Origin of the sequence: Clostridium magnum DSM 2767 (assembly GCF_001623875.1) — a bacterium.
Lineage (GTDB): Bacteria > Bacillota > Clostridia > Clostridiales > Clostridiaceae > Clostridium_AM > Clostridium_AM magnum.
Window position 1 is genome coordinate 1 of record NZ_LWAE01000021.1, and the last position, 22,942, is coordinate 22,942.

Here is a 22,942-nt window from a genome sequence, read left to right on the forward strand (position 1 = left end):
CTTTCTTCATGAAATCACCACCTTTCAAAAATAATGAGGAATTAGAAAGGATTATCCTAATCCAAAGTACTAACTGCAACCTCGCGTAATTAGCATTCATCCAGACGCAAAACCTTGCTGGTGGCTGCGAAAGGAGATGCAACATTTGTGTAAGCAGAATATGATACTTTGGTCAGGCTGCAAGCTTTACAGGCAATAACACAATGTGTTTTGCAGGAGGAATACAGCAGTAACCTTCGCTAAAGTTCCGTTATGACTATTTTAGCATTAGAAAATCCTTTAATAAATAGTAGGTTAAAACAGTATAGATCGGAAAGTATAAGAATCAGCAATACTGAATTGGGAGAATCCCCACTAGAAAAATTGAGATGCTTTCTTAATCTATACAAAATATAAAAAATAAATAAGTTTATAGGCAGTAAATAACTGCTATAAACTTATTATACGAGGAGGAAGAAATTATGATTAAAATAGCCCCTTCAATATTATCTGCAGACTTTTCTAAACTAGGAGAAGATATTAAAAGTTTAGAAAAAAACGGAGCAGATTTAGTTCATATAGATGTAATGGATGGAATGTTTGTACCTAACATATCGTTTGGTATACCGATCATTAAAAGTATAAGGAACTTAACAAAGCTTCCCTTTGATGTACATTTAATGATAGAGGAACCATCAAGATATATAGAGGATTTTGTAAAGGCTGGAGCGGATATTATAACAGTACATTATGAAGCGGACAGACATATAGATAGAACTATAAATTATATTAAGAGTTTTGGAATAAAGGCTGCCGTAGCTTTAAACCCAGCTACACCAGTAGAAAGTATAAAATATCTAATACCTAATTTAGATATGGTACTTATAATGACTGTAAACCCAGGATTTGGGGGACAAAAATATATACATTACTGCTCAGAAAAAATTAAAGAACTAAAAGTTCTAGGTAATAAATTTAATAAGGAGCTTATGATTGAGGTTGATGGTGGCATAGGAAAGGATAACATTAAGGAAGTAGCAGAGTATGGAGCCAATGTATTTGTTGCAGGATCAGCGGTATTTAAAGATGGTATGATAGCACAAAACATAAAGGAGTTAAGAGGAGACCTTTAAGATAGCATCGGCGCAAAGTTTTGGCCAAATGTCAGCAAATTTAGAGAAACTAACTAACCAATTTAAAACTAATTAATAAGATTTAATTAAAAGCCAATGTTTGATGAAGTGAAAACTTGAATCAGATGGAGTTTCAAACTCCACCTGATTCCTAGTTGAACGAGGAACGTAGCCGCTCTTTACTTCCATTTTGAAGAAGATGGGAGTATTAGAGCGGGTAGTTATCGGATAAATTTAAGCATTGGCTTTTAAGTTGTTAATAACTCTTTTAATGATGGGCTAGGGGGCTAATTATAGAGATTTTGATGATATTTTCTATTGTGTATGTTATAATGCTTAATAAAATTACAGGAAGGATGTTGCAAGATATGAAAAGTCACGGATGCACTCTTGATTGTTTTGGTTGCTGTAAACTAAATGTATATGTTGAGAATAATGAGATAGTAAAAATAGAAGGGGATAAAAATCATCCTTATACAAAAGGTATAATGTGTGAAAAAGGAAGAAATCATCTAAAACGATTGAGTGATAAAGACAGATTATATTCTCCGATGAAAAAAGAAAATGGAAAGTGGACAAACATAAGCTTCGAAGAAGCTATAGATATAATTGCAAATAAACTAAAGTATTATAAAGAAAAGTATTCTTCAAATTCTGTAATGCATTATAGTGAATCAGGCTCAGGTTCTATACTAAAAGGAATAGAAGATATATTTTTCAATTTTTATGGTGGCATCACTAAAGCGGATGGAGGAACCTGTTGGAGTGCTGGCACTAAAGCTCAAAAATACGATTTTGGATATAATAAGTCCCATTTTATAGATGATGTTCTAAATGCAAAAAATATAATACTTTGGAGTAAAAATCCAGCAAATTCACATATACATTTGTTTCATAGAATTAAAAAAGCAAAAGAGAAGGGCGCTAAAATAATAGTAATAGACCCGATTATTACAGACACTGCTAACAGTGCGGATATTCATATAAGATTAATCCATCTACAGATGCTGCTCTTGCTATGGCAATGACAAAAAGTAATAATAGAGGAAAAATTTGCAGGATATTAGAGTTTATAAAGAAAATGTTATAGGTTTTGAGGAGTATAAGGATTATTTAAATACTTTAGACCTAAACTATTTATGTGATGAATGTGGAGTGGATATAAATACAATAAGAGAACTTACTTATCTTTTATGCTAAAGAAAAGTATAGTACTATATTACATAGGGTATTGGAGTGCAGAGATATAAAACGGTGGCAATACAATAAGAGCCATAGACGCTTTAGCGTCTATAACAGGAAATATAGGAAAAAAGGGTGGAGGTGTAAATTACAATAATAAAGTATATCCTAGTGTATTAAATTTTAGATCCATATAATAGTCATAAATATGCTTCTAAGGAAAGATACTTTGATTTGAATAAATTTGCCCAATATGCAAAAGACAATGTAAAGGCTATATTCATAAGTAAAGCCAATCCTCTTAATCAATGGCCTAATTAAATGAATTTACAAAGACTTTTAAAAGTATAGAATTTAAAGTGTGCATAGATATGTTTTTAACAGATACAGCAAAACATTGTGATTTAATTATTCCGTGTACAAATACTTTTGAAAGTGAGGACTTGCTATATTCCTCAATGAGTAATCCATATATAATATATAACGAAAAAATGTGTAGAACCTAAACATAATTGATGGATGAATACTATTTCTTTAGAGAGCTTGCAAGAAAAATGGAAATTAGGATTATCCCTATGTATCTAAGAAAGAGTATTTAGGTGAAATTATAAAACCCTTAGAAGAAAGAGGAGTTACTCTTGAAAAAATAAAAAATGAATACGTAACTATACAGGAAATTGATATTGCTTGGAAGGATTTAATATTTGATACACCATCTAAGAAAATAGAGATATACTCTGAAAGTGCAAAAAATGATAACTTAAGTCCAATTCCGGTTTATATTAATGAAAAAAATCTAAACTTAGGCTTTTGACCACCCATCCTAAAAGATCTCTCATGTCTCAAGGTTTTAAGGATGTGGGATGGAATTGCCGTAGCTTATGTAGGTAAAAATACTTCACAAAAGTATAATCTACATAATGAAGAGGTTGTTACTTTAAAGTCTGATTGTGGAGAAATAGATGTACGAATAAATATAACTGATAGAATTTTGGGTAATATAGTTCATATGGAGGTAGGTTGGTGGGAAAAAAATTCAAATCCAAACTTCTTAACTAAAAATGAAGTTTCTGATATGGGCAAACAGGTAGCTTATTATGATACTTTTGTAGAAATAAAGAAGAAAAATTAACTAAAGAAAGGTAGAATACTTATGATAAAGCTTATAGCTAGTGATATGGATGGTACATTATTAAACCAATATGATAAACTCAATGAAGAAACCTTTGATATAATAATGAAGCTAAAAGAAAAAGATATATTATTTGCTGTTGCTAGTGGAAGACAATATTTTAATATTAAAAATAAATTTGATAAAATCAAGGAGAATATAATATATGTAGCTGAAAACGGAAGTTATGTAATTCTTGAGGGAGAAGAACTTTATTCTAGTAAATTAGATAAAGATATGGTTGATTCTTTTTTAGAAACAGCAAAGCAAATTGAAGGCTGTGAAACAGTACTGTGTGGTAAAAAAGGTGCCTATATTGAAAAAAATTATGAAAAATTTATAAAGGAAGTTGAAAGGTATTATTTAAAGTATGAAGTTGTGAATAATTTCAATGAAGTAGAAGATGATATTCTAAAGTTTACAATATATGATTTCAAAGGGGCTGCTGAGAATTGTAGTAAAATATTTGAACCTCGTTTTGGAAATACTTTTCAAGTCACAGTATCAGGAGAAAATTGGTTAGACATTATCAATCATGATGTAAGTAAAGGTGTAGCTATAAAACATCTTCAAGAGAAATTTAACATAAAACCTGAGGAAACAATGGTATTTGGTGATTACTTCAATGATTTGTCTATGTTTGACGAAGCGTATCATAGTTATGCAATGAAAAATGCACCTGACAAAGTAAAGCAACATGCCAGATTTATGGCTAAGAGTAATAATGAAAATGGTGTTTTGGAAGTCATAAAAAGCCAAGTTCTATAGCTTAGTATAAAAAGCTTCAATAATAAAAAGTATCTACTTGATTTCTAAATTTTGAAAGATGGTAGATATTTTTTTATATAAGCAGGTTAATAATTAGACACATTAGTATAAATAATATATAATTAATACATTGGTGTTTGTTGGGAGATAAAGTAATAACTTTAGTAATATTTTTTTCCTTTGGGGAGGGGATGAGCTTGTTTGGTAAAATTCTTTTAGTTGATAGAGATGTTTTTGAAATAGAAAAAGCTGTATCAGTTTTAAGAAATAATTATGATGTAATTACTGCTACTAATGTACAAGATGCCTTTAAATTAATGGAAAATGAAAATGTTAATATGATATTTGCTGATTTTAAAATGATTATGCCAGATGGAAAAGGTCTTTTGTTAAAGATAAAGGAAAAGTTTCCCGATGTTATAAGAGTAATATTAGGTGGAAAAGAAGAGGAGTCAGTAATATTTAATGCAGTCCAAAAAAATATTGCTAAAACATGTATTTTAAAACCGTGGGATCAGAATATCATAGTACTAGCTAATAAGATTTTTGAAACAGAGGAAAGACTTAAAAAATCAAATCTTTTTTCTTATATTGTAAACTTAAATGAGCTTCCTACTATTCGTGCTAGCTATCAAAAATAATAGAGTTAATTGATAACGATAGTGAAATGCAGGATATTGCAGATGCTATTGGAAGTGACCCGTCAATGGCAGCAAAGCTGCTTCGAGTTGCAAATTCAACATATTATGGAGTGAAAACAAATTCTATAAAACAAGCAGTAACTTATTTAGGAATGAAAAACATTCGTGATTTGGTGCTGTCTACATCAATTTTTGATATGTTCAATACTAAAGATGTGCCTGAAAGAATATTTCAGCCTTTATGGCAGCAATCTTTTACCTGCAGCAAAATTGTAAGTGCAACCTACAAAATGTTAGGTAAAAGTGCTCCAGCTTATGCATCATTAGCTGGTCTTCTAATTAATATAGGAAGTATATTCTTGCTAAAAAGATTTGATAAAAGATATATGAACATAATTCAAGAAGTAAAACAGTTAAACCGTGAAAAAAGTGAAGTGACTATTGAAAATCTTGAAATTGAAGCTTTTGGATCAACTCATTCTCAAGTAGGAGGATATCTACTAAACTGGTGGGAGATTCCTTACCCTATTGTAGAAGCTGCAATCTATCATCACAATCCATTTAATAAAAATGTAATTAATAAAGAATTACTTAGTATAGTGCACATTGCTGAGCATTATTCAGCAAAAGTGATTTATTTAGATAGTAGGGTAAATGATGTTGAGGAATGTTTTAAATACCTGTGTATTGAAAAGAGCAAATTTGAAAGAAAAATTGATGAACTGATAATATATTAATATTACGATATTAAAACTATCTTAAAAAAGATAGTTTTTGCTTTTATTTAAGGGAGGTAATTATGCCTATTTTTAGATTAAATGATGATTTGATATTTCCCCATCCCTCTCTTGCAGAGGAAGATGGACTTTTAGCAATAGACGGAGACCTATCCCCTGAGAGGTTGATGCTTGCTTATTCCAATGGAGTATTCCCATGGTTTTCAGAAGATGAGCCTATACTCTGGTGGTCACCTGATCCAAGATTTATCCTTTATCCGAAAGATATCAAAGTTTCTCATTCTATGAAAAAACTCCTTAAGAAGAATGTGTATAGGATTTCCTTTGACACTTGTTTTAAGGATGTTATATCTAATTGTGCTAATGTAAGAAAAGAAAGTGGTACATGGATTACAGATAATATGATAGAAGCTTATTGTGAACTTCATAAGCTTGGATATGCACATTCTGTAGAAGCTTGGTATGAAGAAGAATTAGTTGGTGGATTATATGGTATAAGTATTGGAAAATGTTTTTTTGGTGAATCAATGTTTTCCACTAAGAGCAATGCATCTAAGGCTGCTTTTATTACTTTATGTAAGAAATTAGAAGAACAAGACTATATTATGATAGATTGCCAAGTTCATACTGAGCATCTTGAAAGTTTAGGGGCAATAAATGTTTCAAGAGATAAATTTTTAGAGCTTTTAGAAGAAGGAATTTCAGATTCACCCTCAGAAGGTTTCTGTCTCTAGTCTTAAAACATCAGAATATTTTGAAATAATTTAAAAGCCAATGCTTAACAATAGTAAGCATTGGCTTCAAGTTACTAACATATAATATCCAAAATACCGGTACTCTAATTTTGACACCTATCTCCTGATAGGTGGGTGTCAGTGTAGATGATTCAATCGCCTTCAATGCCGTAAAAGGACTCACAAGAAAGTACATTTCCCCATCTAGCTTATCGGACTCCCGAATTTAAAATGTAGGTTCAAAATAAGAGCTTAACGAATATTCTAGAAAGTATAGTCTATGTATTGCTGTTTCTTTATGTAATTATAATAACATGTTTAAAGTAATAATTCAAGAGATATATACGTAGTAAGTTATACCTGACATGGATGGCTTACTATGTGAATTAACATAGTTATTAATTATATGTAATAATTGTCTTTTAAATAGACATATATTTTGAAAGGAGTTAATTATATTTTGAAAGGGAGAAAGATTAATGCTAAAAAAAGGATATTTATTTATATTAGGTTGGTTAATACTGACTTTAGTATTTATATCTAATGAGGTATTTGCTGATAAAATTCAAAAAAAGTTTTGGGGCAGTGGGAGGCATGCTGTAGATACTAATATGTCCCAAGATAATTGGGGTAAACCATCTTCTGCGGTGTTAGTTTCAGGTGGAGATTTTGAAGATGCCTTTTCTGCTGTTCCTTTAGCTAAAAAATTTAATGCGCCTATAATATTAGTAAACAGAAAAGTTCTAGACTCTTATGTAAAAGATAAATTAATTAGATCAAATATAAAAAAAGTATTTATAGTAGGTGTTACTGGAGGAATATCAGAGGATTTGGAAGGGTACATAGATGGAACAAATATACGATATCAAAGAATATTAAGAAGTGATATACAGGAGAGTAATTTAAAGATTGCACAATTTATAGTTAAGAATAGTAGTATAAAAGTAGCATCAAGAGAGGATTCTCTAAATGAATTATCCTTTCAGCCTACAGATGTTGTAAAAGAAATTCCTATATTATTAGTTAATAACCAAGGATTAAGTGAAGGGTTTACGAAAAATATGTATAATTCTGAAGGGGTAAGCAGTGAGTATAGATATAGAAGAAGCATGAAAAAGGTTAATGAATTTCAAAGCAATGTGGAGTTTAGGAGTATTTATGTAACAATAGGAAGCGGTTTAACAGACAAATTAAATAGAGAAACATCCACAGCGAAAACAAATTACACCGATACACTTATAAACTCTAATATGTTCCTTTTAAAAACACCTTTTGGATCTAAAGTATCTTTAATAAATAATCTAACAAACTTAAGAAAAGAAGATGCTGTGCCAGAGGTAACTGTACAAACCTTATTAAGTAATAAAAAAACAGATGAGGATAGATCCTATGATGCAGAAAAAGTAAGTAAGATATTAGATAATAATTTTGAAAGCGATGGAAGAAAGATAGCCTTTCTAACCTTTGATGATGGACCATCTACTACTGTAACCCCAAAAATACTAGATATATTAAAAAATAATGATATAAAAGCAACTTTCTTTTTAATTGGGAGTAGTATTCAAGCTGATGAAGAAAGTAAAAGCTTAGTTGTGAGGATTTTACAAGAGGGACATGCTATAGGGAATCACACCTATACCCATAATCTTAAAGCTATATATCCTGGAAACAAAGTAAATCCAGAGAGATATATGGAAGAAGTAAAAGAAACTAATGATGCAATTAGTAATGCTATTGGACAAGAATTTAAAACAAGGATTACAAGAATGCCTGGAGGATGCATGTCAAGAAAATACTATAATGATCCTAATTTAAACACCTTTAATACTGTGCTTAGAGAGAATAATATGTATAGTATAGATTGGAATGCCTATGACGGAGATTCAGATGGGAGACGTAAAAGTGCAGAAGAGTTACTTAAAGAGGTTAAAAATACTGTAGGAAATCAAGAAAAAGTAGTCTTATTAATGCATGATACTTATGGCAAAGAGGAAACAGCTAGGGCCTTGCCTAAAATTATAGAATATTTAAGAAGTCAGAGATATGAATTTAGAAAAATAAAATAACTATGTATTATGAAGTAAAAGTTGAATCAGATGGGGGTTCACTCCCCCAACTAAATTTTTAGCTAAAAGAATTAGTTGAAGGAGTATATATTTACGTTCCCTTTCAGAAGAGGGAGTATTAGAGAGGGTAGTCATCGGATAAATTAAATTGAAGAGGATATGATAGAGTAATTTGTTTTCATTTTTATAAATATAGTAATATAATATAAATTACAATAATTAATTGGGAAAGTGGGGCGGTGTAAATGGTGAAAGTACTTTTTACATATGATTATGGTAAAGAAAACATGAAGAAGATAGAAGACTTGGGCTATGATATAACTTTATCTGATGAAAAAGAACTAAGCTATGTTGAAGAGTTAAGAGATATAGAAGTATTAGCTTGTTATAATCCTTTTTCTACTTTTGATATAAGTAAATTAGAAAGGTTAAAATGGATACAGCTTTCAAGTATAGGAATAGACCAAATACCAAAGAACATTGTTTTAAAAAATAACATTATTATTACAAATAATAAAGGTGGCTACAGCATACCTATTGGTGAGTGGATAGTTATGGATATTTTAAATTTATTGAAAAGAAGCACCTATTTTTATAAAAAACAAAATGAAAAGCATTGGAAAATGGATTCAAAAGTTTTAGAACTGTATGGTAAGACTGTTACATTTATAGGTACAGGAACCATAGCTGTTGAAGCTGCTAAAAGACTTCAGGGATTTGGAGTAAAGGTTTTAGGCATCAACACTAAAGGCAGAAATATAGAATATTTTAATAAATGTTATTCAATGAGTAATATAGATAAAGTTTTAAGTGAAAGTGATGTTGTTATAATAACATTACCATATACTAACGATACACATCATTTAATTAATGAGGATAAGTTTTCATCCATGAAAAACAATATATTTTTTATTAATATAGCAAGAGGGGCTATTGTTGATGAAAAAGCATTGATAAATAACTTGCAAAGCGGTAAAGTAGCAGCAGCTGCCTTAGATGTATTTGAAGAGGAGCCACTTCCAGAAAGCAGTCCTTTGTGGAGTATGGATAATGTAATAATCACTCCCCATAATAGCTGGATTTCAGAGTTAAGAAACGAAAGAAGATTTGATCTTATATATGAAAATATGAAAAGATATATGGAAAATGAAGAGTTGATTAATGTTACAGATATAAGTAAGGGATACTAATACTATAAAAAACACTATTTACAAAAAACTTGTGTAAATAGTGTTTTTATTATATATGAAAAGATTATATTTATATTAACATGTGTATAAGTACTAAATTTATGCGCTTAACACATTATAAGCCTCTTCACCATGTAATGAAACATCTAAACCTGCACTTTCTTCTTCTTTACCTGTTCTTAATTCCATAAATACACTAATTAATCTCAAAATTAAAAAGGTAACAATAGCGGCATATAGTGCACAAGCACCTGCAGATATTATATGAGCCTTAAAAAGTGCAAAGTTACCATATAATAGACCATTATCACCAGCAGGATTTACTGTCTTAGTAGCGAATATTCCTGTGGCAATAGCACCCCACAATCCAGCAACTCCATGACATCCAAAGGCATCTAATGAATCGTCATAACCAAGCTTGGACTTCATAACCGCGATAGCAAAGAAACTTGCAATTCCACCTACTATACCAATTAGAAAGGCTGACATAGGTGTTACATACCCCGCACCTTGTGTAATTGCAACAAGGCCTGCTATTGCGCCACTTATTGTTCCTAATGCAGTTGGTTTCTTATTGTGGAACCATTCACATGCAACCCAAGAAATAGCTCCCGCAGCTGCAGAGGTATTAGTAGTTAGAAAAGCATTAACTGCAACTCCATTTACTGCCAGTGCACTTCCTGCGTTAAATCCAAACCATCCAAACCAAAGTATTCCTCCGCCTAAAATTGCCATAGGTACGTGGTGGGGTTCTGGTTTTGTCTTTCTTCTCTTCCCTAACATTATAGCTGCTACAAGTCCAGAAATTCCTGAATTTATTTCTACTACATTTCCTCCAGCAAAGTCAAGTACACCTAATTTTCTTAACCAACCATTGCTGCTCCATACCCAATGAGCAATTGGATCATATACTAGTGTGCTCCATAAAATTATAAAGATTAAAAAAGCAGGGAATCTCATACGCTCTGCAAAAGAACCAGAGATAACAGCTGCAGTAATTACTGCAAACATCATTTGGAAAATAACAAATAGTAAATGCGGAATTGTACCTGCATAATCTGTATTTGGTTCAAGTCCTACATTATCTAGAAAAGACCAATCTAAATTTCCTATAAAACCATTGATATCTGGTCCAAAGGCCAATGAATATCCAATAAATATCCATTGTATAGAAATAACAACTAAAGCTGCATAACTGTGGATGGTTGTACTTAATACATTTTTACTTTTTACCATTCCTCCATAAAATAATGCTAATCCTGGAACCATCAACATTACAAGTGCTGCAGAAAAGATTACAAATGACATATCTGCTCCATTAATTCCTTTCATAAGTAAGCCCCCCTTAAAAATATTTAAAATTTGTTTGGTGTTAAAAGCTACATATAAGCTAAATTTGGTAAAAAAAAAGGGGTCTACAAATAAGAGAATTGAAAATTCCCATTATTTCAGACGCCGTTGCCTGTATAAACTATTAACTTATTATAAAATATAGGTTCTCTTAACCTAATTAGTATTATAATATGTTAATATAGAGAAATCAACTTTTTTTATTAAAATAATAATAATTTCGCATGGAAAATAGTGTTTTCGTTTTCTTATGATGAAATATTTTTCATTTTGATAACAAAGTACAGAAAATTGTTTTTATAAAATGGAGATATGAGATTTTAAAAGATACGTTTGTTATTAAATTAGTTTTCCGTCAAATAATGCCTTTTAAAATTAAATGATCATATAATAATTAATAATTAAGTAACGTCATCCTTTGATATAACATTATTTAATATATGTACACTGTAATTTTGTTGTGTTAAAATAAGAATACTTTAGATAATGAACTCATGAGCATTCAGTAAATATATTTTGAAGTAATTCAGGATATATTATTTTATATCTAAGAATTATTCGTTTAATTTGTTTTTTATATAATAAATAGAAAAAGGAGCACCGACATGAAGAAAATCATTATCATATTTACTGGTGGAACAATATCCATGAAAAAAGATGAAAATAGCAATGCAGCAGTACCAGCTATGAGCGGAAAAGATATATTAAAGCTAACACCAAGTATAAATTTGGCTGCAGATATTCATTTCTTAGATTTTGGGATGATGCCAGGTCCACATATGACTCCAGAGAAGATGTTGGAATTATCAAGAATAATAAGTAACAAAGTTGAGATTGAAGGTTATGATGGGGTTGTAGTAACTCACGGTACTGATTCACTTGAGGAAACAGCATATCTTGTAGATTTAACTTATAATGGTTCAAAGCCTATAATTTTTGTAGGCTCAATGAGAAATAGCTCAGAACTAGGTTGGGATGGACCACCAAACTTAATAGATGCAGTATATACTGCAATATCTGATGAGGCAAGAGATAGAGGTGTAATGGTAGTAATGAGCGGAGAAGTTCATTCAGCTTCTCAGGTAACTAAGACAAACACTCATACATTGGATACTTTTAAAAGTAAGGATTTTGGGCCTATTGGTTTTGTAGATAATAATAAAGTATATTTTTACTATAACTATACTAAAAATCAATATATCGCTGCAGACAAAATTGATAGTAATGTTGATCTTATAAAATGCGGATGCGGTATGGATGATCGTCTATTAAAGTTTTGTGTAGATTCTGGAACACATGGAATAGTAATTGAAGGTATGGGAAGAGGAAATATACCACCTAAAATGGTTTCAGGGGTTGAATATGCTTTAAATAAAGACATACCTGTTGTTTTAGTTTCTAGATGTTTAATGGGGAGAGTTCTCGATGATTACGGTTATGAAGGTGCAGGAAGAGAACTTACTGAAAGAGGAGTAATTCTTGGTGATAATCTACCAGGACAAAAAGCTAGAATTAAGCTTATGGTGGCTTTAGGTTACACTAAAGAATTATTGAAAATTAAAGAAATATTTGAGAAGAACTATTATTAAACTTAAAGATTCTGATGTTATAGGATTCCAAGAGAAGAATCCTATAACATATAAAGATTATATTTCTGGGAGGAAGTTTATGGATTCTACAGATTACAAGATTATGGAAATATTGTTAGAGGATGGAAGAATACCTATGAAAGAGCTTGCACAAAGGGTATCACTTAGTGCACCAGCTGTGGCTGAGAGAGTAAAAAGACTTGAGGAAGAAGACATTATAACAGGTTATAAAGCCAAAATAAACTATGATAAGCTTGGGAAAAAAATTAATGTGCTTATAAACCTAGGTATGAATGTGCAAAAAAATGAGAAGTTTATGGAATTTATTAAAAAAGAAGATTCTATAGTGGAATGTCATCATGTTACAGGACCATATTGTAAAATTATGAAGGCTAGAACTGAGGATATTGCAAGCTTAGAAAAACTTATAGGTAAGATTCAAATGTTTGGGGATACCGAGACCTTTATAGTACTTTCTTCTGTAGAAAAAGAGCATATAATAAACGATAAGAAAACTACTTAATCAACCTAGAAACACGATTTAGTTCAGGTATAGTTATTGACCTCTCTTCTGCACTGTTAACAATTTAAAGCTATCTCTAAGGTGCTTCGCCAAGAGCTAGCTTTAAATTGTTAAATGTGCTTTCAGAGAAGTCAATAACTATACCTAATATAATTTCATATTTGATGTTGTTTACATATGTATGTAAACGAATAAAGCTAAATATTAGGGACAATATATTAAAGAATGAATATTTATGAAAGCATTTGGAGGCGGCAATAATGGTTAAAAAGAATGCAGTCATTATAACTATATTTTTACTTTTATATATAATGTTTAGCAGAAATACAGTATCGGAAATAGTAGGTGGTGCAAGTAATACAAATAATGAGTATAAAACAGAAGATGTCAGCAGGAAGATTAACATAGATTTAAATCCGGAAAAGTTTTCAGATCATTACATTGATAGAGTAACTACATTTATAAATTTGAGAAGTAATAATGGAGAAATAGTATTTTTAGGAGATAGCTTAATAGAGATATGTGAATGGAGTGAACTATTCAATAATCCGTCCATTAAAAATAGAGGAATAAGTGGAGATACTACATATGGAGTTTTAAATAGGCTGGAAGAAATAACGATAGTAAAGCCGAGTAAAATTTTTATGATGCTTGGAATAAATGATATAGGAAAGTGCAGAACTACACAAAGTATTATAGAGGATTATGAAAAGATACTGAATAAAATTAAAGAAAATTCTCCTAATACAAAAGTATATGTCCATAGTGTACTGCCAATTAATAAAGAGAAGTTTACAACACATACAAAAGTAGAGGAAATATTAGATTTAAATAATAGTCTAAATAAACTATGTGTCAAGTTAAAAGTTGAATACATCAATCTATATCCACTATTTGTGGTAGCAGATAATAAGTTAAATCCGCAATATACTACTGCAGGAATTCATTTAAATGGAGATGGATATTTAATATGGAAAGAAGCAATAAAAAGGTTTGTGTAAACGAATCTTTTTATTGCTTCTTTCCATACTAACATTAAGCTTTTAATTGTGCTACTTTTTTTGGCGACTCTATCTTTATTAAAACAAATTCTTTCCACTTTCCACTGTTAAACCTTAAAAGATATAATATTCCTCTTACAATCCAATCTATATACATACCTAGCCAAATTCCTATAACACCTAGACCTAAAGGAATTCCTAAGATATATCCAGCAATAATTCTAAATAGCCACATACCTATAATAGAAGTAATCATTGTATATTTAGCGTCACCAGCTCCTTTTAAACCAGCTGGTAAAACGAAGGATATAGCCCATAGTGGGGAAAATATGGCATTTAGTTTTAGAAGTTTTACTGATATATCAATAATTTCAGTATTTTGAGTATAAAGTGATACAATAAATCCTGCCAAAGGTACTGATGCAAACGCTAATACTGATAAGAATACTGTTGATGCTTTAATAATATATGATAAGCATTTTTCAGCTTCTTCTGTATTTCTTCTTCCCATGTATTGGCCTATTAATGCAGTAGCAACAATACTCAGAGAATTACCGGGTATGTTTAACACATTGGCGATTGAATTTGTAATTGTATTGGAGGCAATGGAAGCTGTGCCCATATCCACAATAAATATTTGTGTAATAAGTTTTCCGCCATTAAACAGCAGTGATTCTATACTGGCGGGAATACCCACACAAAATATAGGTTTTAATAATTCTGAATTAAATTTAAAATTATATATATTTTTTAGTTTTAATAATCTTGTCCCTCTCATAAGAATGATTATTATAGCGATGGCACCAGTTATTCTTGCAATGGCAATACCAATAGCAGCTCCTTTTACTCCTAGGCTAGGGACATTCATATGAAAATGACTATTTTGAATATCTATTCCATAAATAAAAAGATATCCTAAGATTACATTTAGAAAATTCATAAATATGCTGATTTTCATAGGTGTTTTTGTATCTCCAGATCCCCTCAGAATCCCATTTGCCATCAAACTTATAGAGATTAAAGGATAGGTTAGCAATGTTATTTCAAGATAGGTGTAGGCATTGCTTATTACAGTTTTATCTGCAGAGCCAAAAAGAATACTTATAACAGAATCTCTAAATACCCACATCAATATTGTAATGAACAAAGATATTATTACAGTGGAGTAGAGGGCTTGCTTCATAGCATCATTAGCATGTTTAACATTTTTCTGTCCCACATACTGTGCAACTACTACTGTTCCTCCTACTGCCAAGGCTGTGAAGAAAGCAATAAATATATTATTAATTGAATCTACCATACCAATAGCGGAAACGGCCTCTTTACTTATATGGCCTGCCATCATAGTATTAACCATACCTAAAGACATTACAAATAATTGTTCCACAAGTATAGGTACCGCTAATTTAAATACATCTTTTCTTAATAGTGTCACTTTATTCCTCCTATTAATTAAACATTACTTAGCAACAGTAAACATTATACATCAAATAAAATTATATAATTAATTTAGTGTAAGAATTTACAAATTATTCATTTTTTTATTATATATTTGTATGAATATTTAGAAATGATAAGAAATTGAAAAAAATAGTAACTTGTTATTTGAAAGATTATTTTCTAAACGCCAATTTATGTTATAATAAATTTATTATTTATCTAAAATTTACTCTTGGAGGTAGTAGTTTTGAAACTAATATCATGGAATGTCAATGGATTAAGAGCTTGTGTTACTAAGGGATTCTTAGATTATTTTAAAGAAGTTGACGCAGACGTATTTTGTATTCAAGAAAGTAAGCTGCAGGAAGGACAAATAGATTTGCAGCTTGAAGGATATTATCAGTACTGGAATTATGCTGAAAAGAAAGGTTATTCAGGTACAGCTATGTTCACCAAGAAAGAACCACTAAATGTTACATATGGAATTAGTATTGAAGAACATGATAAAGAGGGCAGAGTCATCTCTTTAGAATTTGATGATTTTTATGTGGTAACAGTGTACACACCAAATTCCAAGCAAGAACTGGAGAGATTAGAATATAGAATGAAATGGGAAGATGACTTTAGGGCCTATTTAAAAGCTTTAGAGAAAAATAAACCTGTAATTGTTTGTGGAGATTTAAATGTGGCACACCAAGAAATAGATCTTAAAAACCCTAAATCAAATAGAAGAAATGCAGGATTTACAGATGAAGAGAGAGGAAAATTCACAGAACTTGTAAATTCGGGATTTATTGATACTTATAGATATTTCAATCCAGATAAAGAAGGAGTATATTCCTGGTGGTCTTATAGATTTAGTGCTAGAAAGAATAATGCAGGGTGGCGTATAGACTACTTTTGCATTTCAGATTCATTAAAGGATAGATTAGTTAGCGCTGATATTCATACAGAAGTTATGGGATCAGATCATTGTCCAGTGGAGCTTGTTATTAAAGCTTGAATTAGATAGGAGTATTAGAACGTGTAGTCATCAGGTAAGTAAAAATTTTTTATTATAATATTAAGTATGATAGGGGGATGAATAATATGAATGTAAATGCCTATAAAAATCTCTTAAATGAGGTGGATTCAGGAAAAAGGGCTGTTATGGTTACACAGCTGGATCAGGGGGACTGTGAAAGTAAATTTTCCTATAATAAAACTCTTTTAATTGAGAATGACCTTCGTACAGACAATTGCAGTTATAATCTTAATGAAATTGTTTATGAGGGTGCCAAGAATGCTTTAGAAACTGGAAACCTCCAGGTTGTTAAAGTATCTGAAAAGGAAACATATTTGATTGAGCCATATTTTCCAGAGCCTCGTCTAATAGTTTTAGGTGGTGGACATATTGCTAAACCTTTAGTTGAATTTGGTGCAAGAGCAGGTTTTTCCGTTACAGTTATTGATGATAGACCTTCCTTTGCCAATACAGAAAGGTTTCCAGATGCGGAGAAGGTAATTTGTGAAAGCTTCGAAAAGTGTTTTGATTTGATTAATTTAAATGAGGCTTCCTTTGTTGTCATTGTAACTAGAGGGCATAGACATGATATGGATTGTCTTAGACAAGTGTTAAAACATAATACTGCATATGTTGGAATGATTGGTTCAAAGCGTCGAGTTAAAAGCGTTATGGAGCAAATGATAAGCGAGGGTTATTCGGAAGAAAAGGTAAATAGCGTTAATGCGCCTATAGGCTTGGAGATAGGAGCGGTTACTCCTGATGAGATAGCCTTTTCTATTATATCTCAGGTTATTAAATATAGAAGACTTATTGATAGAAATAGTGGTAAAATCAAAACCTCTAAATCTAATTGGCCTGAATTTGACCGAGATGTATTGATAGAGCTATCTAAAGAAGAAAGTACACCAAAGGCAATTGTTACAATTATCTCTTCGAAAGGCTCAGTGCCAAGAAAAGCAGGGGCAAAAATGCTTGTGTATCCTCATGGAGAAATTTTAGGAAGTATTGGTGGAGGCTGCAGCGAAGGAGCGGTAATCAATAATGCCCGTTTTCTACTTCGTGATGGAGGCTATCAAATTCAAACTGTAGATATGACCGGTGATGTTGCTGAACAAGAAGGAATGGTTTGTGGGGGCTTAATGGATGTAATTATTGAACCCTTTGGAAAGTAGATCAAGGTAAGATCGAGAAAGTAATAATAAAAATTAAATGTTGATTATTTTGGATATCGACCAATAAAAACGAGGCCTTAGGCGTCGTTTTTATTGGTCGATACATTGTCAATTTTTAATAGAGTTAATATAGATAACTTAAGTTTTGCAAATCTTCATTACCTGATTTTAATTGTAAGTCAGACATTTTCCGGATTTCAGCTCTATAATTTGCAGGTGTTGTGTTTTCATGTAATTTAAATAATCTTGTAAGAGAGGAGTTATGACTATAGCCTACTTCACATGCAATTTGCATTATGCTTAAATCAGTATCCCTTAGGAGTTCTTTTACTCGGTTAATTCTTAATTTCTGTATATATTCAACCGGAGAAAGCATCATATTTTTTTTAAACCACTCGCTATAATAGGCAAGGCTGTAATTTTCAATATTAGCCAGTATTTTCAAATCGATATTTTCATTAAAATGTTCATGGATGTATTTAACGGAATTTGGTATGTGTTTTTTTACGATAAAAGGAATAAAGTAATGAAATAGTTTGTAGATAGCATCATTGTTTTTTCCATTTAACTCATTTAATATTAAAAACCTAATTGCTCTCCATTTTTCATCCAAGTTACATTTAACGCCTTCTTCAAGTTTATTCATGTCTTCATTACTGAACATATAGTTGGGTATATCTAAAACTAAAAATTCATTTGGTCCCTGTGATTTAAATGAATGCATATTATCTATGGGTAAGAAAAATAAATGCTTCTCATCAAGAATTAAATTTTTCTTCTGAGTTTGAATATTCATGGTGCCCCTAAGTGGTAACACTAATTGGGCATAAGAATGAGAATGGGTAATTAATGTGTCATTAAATATTCTTTTTTCACAAATGATACCATTCAATTAAATCACCTCGTACAATTCAGTATGAAAATTTAATATTTGTATTGGCAGATATGTTAATAGCATGTCCATCAATACAAATATTATTAATAATTAAGGATTTATTTTCTTTACAAATACTTGTTTTCCGTCTTCTATCTTTATTACAACACCACTCATAATAGCATTTCGATTGCTATCGTATTTAATGTGACCAGCAACCCCTTCAGAATCAGTATTTTTTAATGCATCTTTAACTTTGTCACCATCTGTGCTGCCTGCTTTTTTTACAGCATCTATTAGTAAGCTGCCTGCATTATAAGCACTAGCTGCAATTGCATCTGGAACTTGATTATATTTTTTGTTAAAACTATCTTTAAACTTTAAGAAAGCTGGTGTTGTATCATCTTTTGAGAAGAAATTACTAAAGTAACTTCCATTTACAGAATCTCCACCTATTTTAAATAGTTCTGGTGCATCCCATCCATCTCCACCAACAAAAGTTGACGTTATACCTAATGATCTCGCTTGTTTTGTAATTAAAGCAACGGTACTATAATAGTCTGGAAGTACTATTATATCTGGGTTAAGCCCTTTTATTTTAGTAAGCTGAGCGCTAAAATCTTGATCTCCTGCATTATAAGTTTCTGCAGCAACTACTTTTCCACCAATTTTTTCAAAGTTACTCTTGAAAAATTCAGAAAGTCCTTTACAATAGTCGTTTCCTACATCATAAAGTACAGCAGCAGTTTTTGCTTTTAAATCCTCACTAGCTACTTTGGCTAAAATAGTTCCTTGAAAGGTATCGTTGAAAGTAGATGTAAATACATATTCTCCTCCATCTGTTGTTATTTTAGGATTTGTACCAAGAGAGATCATTGGAATTTTGCTGGAGGTAGCAATTGGAGCCATACTTATAGAACATTTGCTTGAATAACTTCCAACCACACCTACTACTTTACCCTGATTAATTAATTTTTGAATAACATTTGCTGAACTAGCTGGCTTGTTTTCATCATCTTCAAACACGAATTGAATTTTCTTACCGTTAACACCACCGCTTTTATTTGTTTCTTCTTCTAGCATTTGTAATGCATTTTTACAGGATTGTCCCATAGCGGCTACATCACCGGTAAGAGGAAAAACAGCTCCTAATTTTATTACATCTTCATTTTTGCCTCCTGTTTGTGTGTCTCCGCTTTTACCACATCCTACTAAAGATGCTGAAGCTAATGATAAAATCATTACTAAGGATAATACTTTTTTTAACACTAAAATTCCTCCCTAAATTAATTTTGTTTTTCTTAATTTTCAGCTGATTTTTAAAATATTTACTAGTTTCGTTCAGGTTCATTATGGCCAGACCATATATTTATAAATACTAAACATTTTGCCATAAACTATAGTTATTGATTATAATATTATTGGCAAATTATTAATATATCAATATATTTATTAACATATCATTAATAAAATAATAATAAAATTATAATATTATTAAATGTGTTCTGAATGATTGTATTGTTTGAAAAAGTAAGTAATCCATAAAACAATTTTATATTCAGAACCTAAAAATGGCTAAAAAATAACCTGATTTAAGAAAATACATTTTTTACTTTTTAGATAGAATATAGATATACTCAACAATTTAAAGATAGTTCAATTTAAAATAGAAAGCTCAGGAATTATTGTTCCATTTCTATATGAGTATATAGCAAAGTTTAAGCGGAAAGGGGTGTAAATAATGCAATCCATAAAAACTATATATGCGGTGGATTCTCATACTATGGGAGAGCCTACAAGAATAGTAATAGAAGGAGTACCTAATATCCCGGGAAATTCTATGATAGAGAAAAAACATTATTTAGAGGAGCACATGGATTATCTAAGAACTTCAATGATGTATGAGCCAAGAGGTCACAAAGATATGTTTGGCTCCATAATATTAGAACCTACAAGGAAGGATGCAGACTTAGGGGTTATATTCATGGATGGCGGTGGATATTTAAATATGTGTGGACATGGATCTATTGGTGCTGCAACTGTAGCAGTAGATAAAAAACTTGTAAAAGTAACAGAGCCCTTTACGAATATAACTTTAGAAGCACCAGCAGGACTTATAAAGGCCAAGGTAAGAGTGGAAAATGGAAAAGCTAAAGAAGTGTCGATAGTTAATGTGCCAGCATTTTTATATAAAAAAAATATAGAAATAGACGTATGTGATGTAGGTAAAGTTACCTTAGATATAGCCTTTGGTGGAAGTTTTTTTGCTATAGTTAACGGAGGAGCTTTAGGAATTCATATAAAGCCTTCTGAATGTGATCGTATAGTAGACTTAGGTATGAAGGTCATAAAATCTGTAAATGAACAGGTAGAGATAAAACATCCAATGCTTCCACATATAAAAACTGTGGATCTGTGCGAAATATATGGTCCACCAGAAAGCCAAGATGCTACCTTGAAAAATGTTGTGGTATTTGGGAAGGGACAATTGGACAGGTCACCCTGTGGAACTGGAACTAGTGCAAAATTAGCAACCCTATATGCTAAGGGCGAATTAAATATTAATGAAAATTTTATATATGAGAGTATATTAGGTACTAAGTTTAAGGGTAAAATAGTAGGGAAAACAAAGGTGGGTAATTATGATGCTGTAATACCAGAAATAACAGGAAGTGCATTTATAACAGCTTATAATCAATTTTTAATAGATCCAGAAGATCCTATTAAATACGGATTCACACTAAGTTAGTAGTAATTTTCTCTGTATCCTTTTTGTAACTATGTATATAGAAAGTGCTCACTTGAATTTAATATTATTAGTGCTAACATTAAAATATTAATAGCAATAGAAGCTTATGGGGGTATAAAATGATTAAAGAGCTAATTTTAAAAAATAGATCCTACAGAAGATTTTATGAGAACGAAATAATTGAGATAGGTACTTTAAAGGGATTAGTGAATATGGCTAGATTATCACCTTCCGCAGCAAATCTGCAGCCTTTAAAATACATTTTATCAAACACCGAAGAGAAAAATGAAAGTATATTTAAAACTTTGGGATGGGCAGGTTACTTAAAAGAATGGGATGGTCCTGAAAAAGGGGAAAGACCAAGTGCCTACATTATTATGTTAAATGATTTATCTATTAGCCAAAATCCTTCTCTAGACCCAGGTATAGCAGCACAAAGTATTTTGCTAGGAGCTGTGGAGAAAGGTCTTGGTGGATGTATGATTGGAAATATAAATAAGAAGGAGTTAAAAACAAAGCTTAATTTAGAAGAAAATTATGAAATAGCTTTGGTAATAGCCTTAGGTAAGCCAAAAGAAGAAGTGGTTATTGGGTCTATAGAATCAAATGGTAGTGTTAAGTATTGGAGAGATGAAGAGAGAATTCATCATGTACCTAAGAGAGCTTTAGATGATATAATTTTATCCGATGACTACCCGCTCTAATACTCCCATCTTCTTCAAAGTGTACGTTGCGAGCGGCTACGTCCCTGGATTCGTTCAACTAAGAATCAGGTGGAGTTTGAAACTCCATCTGATTCAAGTTTTCACTTCATAGAGTATTATTATGGATTAAATTACTTTTTAGAGAGGGGATTTTAAAAATGGTAAAATTGGTAGTAAAGAATCTTGTTGAGAAAGATAAATTTGAGGAATATACAAGATTATTTAAAGAATTAGCTGAGGAAACAAGAAAAGAAATAGGATGTATAAAATACGAATTATATCAAGATGATGAAGATTCTAGAATTTTAACAATGATTGAAGAGTGGGAAAATAAAGAAGTCTTAGAGATACATAAAAATACAGAACATTTTACAAGAATAGTTCCTATATTAGGGCAGCTTAGAACAAAACTAATAGACAGAAATTTGTATAATAAAATAGTATAGTTATGAAATATTTGATATAGGTATGAAAAGTGAAAAGTTCTTTTAGTAAGTCTTAGAACCCCCATTTTATGGGGGTTAATCTTTTATTATGGATAATTTGAATTTATCTATTCATAATTTTGCGTTGAAGATGGTTTTGAATTAAAAATTCGAATATTTGTCAGAACATAAAAAATAGTTAAAAATATATTGACAGTTTCTAAAAAGAATAATATACTAACATACAAGTTTAATAAAATAAAGGCTGTGATGGAGAGAAAAATATTCGATGCATTAATTGCAGAGAGCAAACATTAGGTGGGAGTTTGTATTAATGTGAATATATAATAACCACTCCGGAGCCTCCTAGTTGAAAGACTTTTGTTAAGTAGACATGGACGTTTACCAGCGATATATGGTTAGGGTTCACACTGAGTAAGATATACTTCTATGAAGTCGACCCGATAATGAGAGGCAATTAGTATATCTAATTGCAAATAAGGTGGTA

Annotated in this window: 22 protein-coding genes and 1 other annotated feature (1 of these 23 cut by a window edge); of the genes, 18 read left to right on the plus strand and 4 right to left on the minus strand. The window is 31.0% G+C overall.

The window, feature by feature from the left end:
• Positions 1 to 461: 461 nt before the first annotated feature.
• The 10 genes from rpe (at position 462) to CLMAG_RS30150 (ending at position 9,601) form a co-directional block, all read left to right on the plus strand.
• Positions 462 to 1,112, plus strand: a complete 651-nt coding sequence (gene rpe / locus CLMAG_RS30110) for a ribulose-phosphate 3-epimerase (protein ID WP_066629082.1) — start codon at positions 462 to 464, stop codon at positions 1,110 to 1,112.
• Positions 1,113 to 1,444: 332 nt separating this feature from the next.
• On the plus strand, positions 1,445 to 2,140 hold the full coding sequence (locus CLMAG_RS34095; protein ID WP_242873190.1) for a molybdopterin-dependent oxidoreductase: 696 nt from the start codon (positions 1,445 to 1,447) through the stop codon (positions 2,138 to 2,140).
• Between the two features lie 25 nt (positions 2,141 to 2,165).
• Complete coding sequence (locus CLMAG_RS34100; protein WP_242873191.1) at positions 2,166 to 2,312, plus strand: hypothetical protein; 147 nt, start codon at positions 2,166 to 2,168, stop codon at positions 2,310 to 2,312.
• 838 nt (positions 2,313 to 3,150) lie between these two features.
• Positions 3,151 to 3,426, plus strand: a complete 276-nt coding sequence (locus CLMAG_RS33375) for a molybdopterin dinucleotide binding domain-containing protein (protein ID WP_066631213.1) — start codon at positions 3,151 to 3,153, stop codon at positions 3,424 to 3,426.
• Positions 3,427 to 3,447: 21 nt separating this feature from the next.
• Positions 3,448 to 4,233: a Cof-type HAD-IIB family hydrolase gene (locus CLMAG_RS30125; protein ID WP_066631214.1), complete on the plus strand. Its 786-nt coding sequence runs from the start codon at positions 3,448 to 3,450 to the stop codon at positions 4,231 to 4,233.
• 197 nt (positions 4,234 to 4,430) lie between these two features.
• Positions 4,431 to 4,874, plus strand: coding sequence for a response regulator (locus tag CLMAG_RS31375; RefSeq protein WP_161487069.1), 444 nt, complete (start codon positions 4,431 to 4,433; stop codon positions 4,872 to 4,874).
• An 8-nt stretch (positions 4,875 to 4,882) separates the two neighbouring features.
• Positions 4,883 to 5,611 carry an HDOD domain-containing protein gene (locus CLMAG_RS31380; RefSeq protein WP_278331924.1) on the plus strand — a complete coding sequence of 243 codons (729 nt, stop codon included), beginning with the start codon at positions 4,883 to 4,885 and terminating at the stop codon, positions 5,609 to 5,611.
• A 62-nt stretch (positions 5,612 to 5,673) separates the two neighbouring features.
• On the plus strand, positions 5,674 to 6,345 hold the full coding sequence (gene aat / locus CLMAG_RS30135; protein WP_066631215.1) for a leucyl/phenylalanyl-tRNA--protein transferase: 672 nt from the start codon (positions 5,674 to 5,676) through the stop codon (positions 6,343 to 6,345).
• Between the two features lie 479 nt (positions 6,346 to 6,824).
• Positions 6,825 to 8,411 carry a polysaccharide deacetylase family protein gene (locus CLMAG_RS30145; RefSeq protein WP_066631216.1) on the plus strand — a complete coding sequence of 529 codons (1,587 nt, stop codon included), beginning with the start codon at positions 6,825 to 6,827 and terminating at the stop codon, positions 8,409 to 8,411.
• A gap of 245 nt (positions 8,412 to 8,656) precedes the next feature.
• Positions 8,657 to 9,601 carry a phosphoglycerate dehydrogenase gene (locus CLMAG_RS30150; RefSeq protein ID WP_066631221.1) on the plus strand — a complete coding sequence of 315 codons (945 nt, stop codon included), beginning with the start codon at positions 8,657 to 8,659 and terminating at the stop codon, positions 9,599 to 9,601.
• A 99-nt stretch (positions 9,602 to 9,700) separates the two neighbouring features.
• Here the strand turns inward: CLMAG_RS30150 and CLMAG_RS30155 are convergent, their stop codons facing one another.
• A complete protein-coding gene (locus CLMAG_RS30155) occupies positions 9,701 to 10,933 on the minus strand; it encodes an ammonium transporter (RefSeq protein WP_066631223.1) in 1,233 nt (410 codons plus the stop codon).
• A gap of 623 nt (positions 10,934 to 11,556) precedes the next feature.
• On the opposite strand from CLMAG_RS30155, the gene CLMAG_RS30160 reads away from it, so the two are divergent.
• The 3 genes from CLMAG_RS30160 (at position 11,557) to CLMAG_RS30170 (ending at position 14,064) form a co-directional block, all read left to right on the plus strand.
• Positions 11,557 to 12,540 carry an asparaginase gene (locus CLMAG_RS30160; protein WP_066631225.1) on the plus strand — a complete coding sequence of 328 codons (984 nt, stop codon included), beginning with the start codon at positions 11,557 to 11,559 and terminating at the stop codon, positions 12,538 to 12,540.
• 79 nt (positions 12,541 to 12,619) lie between these two features.
• Positions 12,620 to 13,063 (plus strand): Lrp/AsnC family transcriptional regulator, encoded by a 444-nt coding sequence (locus CLMAG_RS30165; protein WP_066631226.1) that lies wholly within the window; start codon positions 12,620 to 12,622, stop codon positions 13,061 to 13,063.
• Positions 13,064 to 13,323: 260 nt separating this feature from the next.
• Positions 13,324 to 14,064 (plus strand): GDSL-type esterase/lipase family protein, encoded by a 741-nt coding sequence (locus tag CLMAG_RS30170; protein WP_139264249.1) that lies wholly within the window; start codon positions 13,324 to 13,326, stop codon positions 14,062 to 14,064.
• A gap of 34 nt (positions 14,065 to 14,098) precedes the next feature.
• Here the strand turns inward: CLMAG_RS30170 and CLMAG_RS30175 are convergent, their stop codons facing one another.
• Complete coding sequence (locus CLMAG_RS30175) at positions 14,099 to 15,499, minus strand: MATE family efflux transporter (protein WP_066631227.1); 1,401 nt, start codon at positions 15,497 to 15,499, stop codon at positions 14,099 to 14,101.
• A 252-nt stretch (positions 15,500 to 15,751) separates the two neighbouring features.
• On the opposite strand from CLMAG_RS30175, the gene CLMAG_RS30180 reads away from it, so the two are divergent.
• On the plus strand, positions 15,752 to 16,507 hold the full coding sequence (locus tag CLMAG_RS30180) for an exodeoxyribonuclease III (protein WP_066631228.1): 756 nt from the start codon (positions 15,752 to 15,754) through the stop codon (positions 16,505 to 16,507).
• Positions 16,508 to 16,593: 86 nt separating this feature from the next.
• Entirely contained in the window at positions 16,594 to 17,682 is a 1,089-nt protein-coding gene (locus CLMAG_RS30185) for an XdhC family protein (protein ID WP_066631229.1), read from the plus strand.
• Between the two features lie 124 nt (positions 17,683 to 17,806).
• Here the strand turns inward: CLMAG_RS30185 and CLMAG_RS30190 are convergent, their stop codons facing one another.
• Both CLMAG_RS30190 and CLMAG_RS30195 read right to left on the minus strand, forming a co-directional pair.
• The gene (locus CLMAG_RS30190; protein ID WP_066631230.1) at positions 17,807 to 18,574 is read right to left on the minus strand and encodes an AraC family transcriptional regulator; all 768 of its coding nucleotides are present in this window, start codon (positions 18,572 to 18,574) and stop codon (positions 17,807 to 17,809) included.
• Positions 18,575 to 18,667: 93 nt separating this feature from the next.
• Positions 18,668 to 19,825 carry an ABC transporter substrate-binding protein gene (locus CLMAG_RS30195; protein ID WP_066631231.1) on the minus strand — a complete coding sequence of 386 codons (1,158 nt, stop codon included), beginning with the start codon at positions 19,823 to 19,825 and terminating at the stop codon, positions 18,668 to 18,670.
• A 472-nt stretch (positions 19,826 to 20,297) separates the two neighbouring features.
• Between CLMAG_RS30195 and CLMAG_RS30200 the strand changes: the two genes are divergently transcribed.
• The 3 genes from CLMAG_RS30200 to CLMAG_RS30210 all read left to right on the plus strand — a co-directional run bounded on the left by CLMAG_RS30200 (position 20,298) and on the right by CLMAG_RS30210 (position 22,455).
• The gene (locus CLMAG_RS30200) at positions 20,298 to 21,305 is read left to right on the plus strand and encodes a proline racemase (RefSeq protein ID WP_066631233.1); all 1,008 of its coding nucleotides are present in this window, start codon (positions 20,298 to 20,300) and stop codon (positions 21,303 to 21,305) included.
• Between the two features lie 119 nt (positions 21,306 to 21,424).
• Positions 21,425 to 22,009 carry a nitroreductase family protein gene (locus CLMAG_RS30205; protein ID WP_066631235.1) on the plus strand — a complete coding sequence of 195 codons (585 nt, stop codon included), beginning with the start codon at positions 21,425 to 21,427 and terminating at the stop codon, positions 22,007 to 22,009.
• Positions 22,010 to 22,167: 158 nt separating this feature from the next.
• Positions 22,168 to 22,455, plus strand: coding sequence for a putative quinol monooxygenase (locus tag CLMAG_RS30210; protein ID WP_066631237.1), 288 nt, complete (start codon positions 22,168 to 22,170; stop codon positions 22,453 to 22,455).
• A 237-nt stretch (positions 22,456 to 22,692) separates the two neighbouring features.
• Positions 22,693 to 22,942 (plus strand) — a binding site (T-box leader) (it continues 29 nt past the right edge of the window).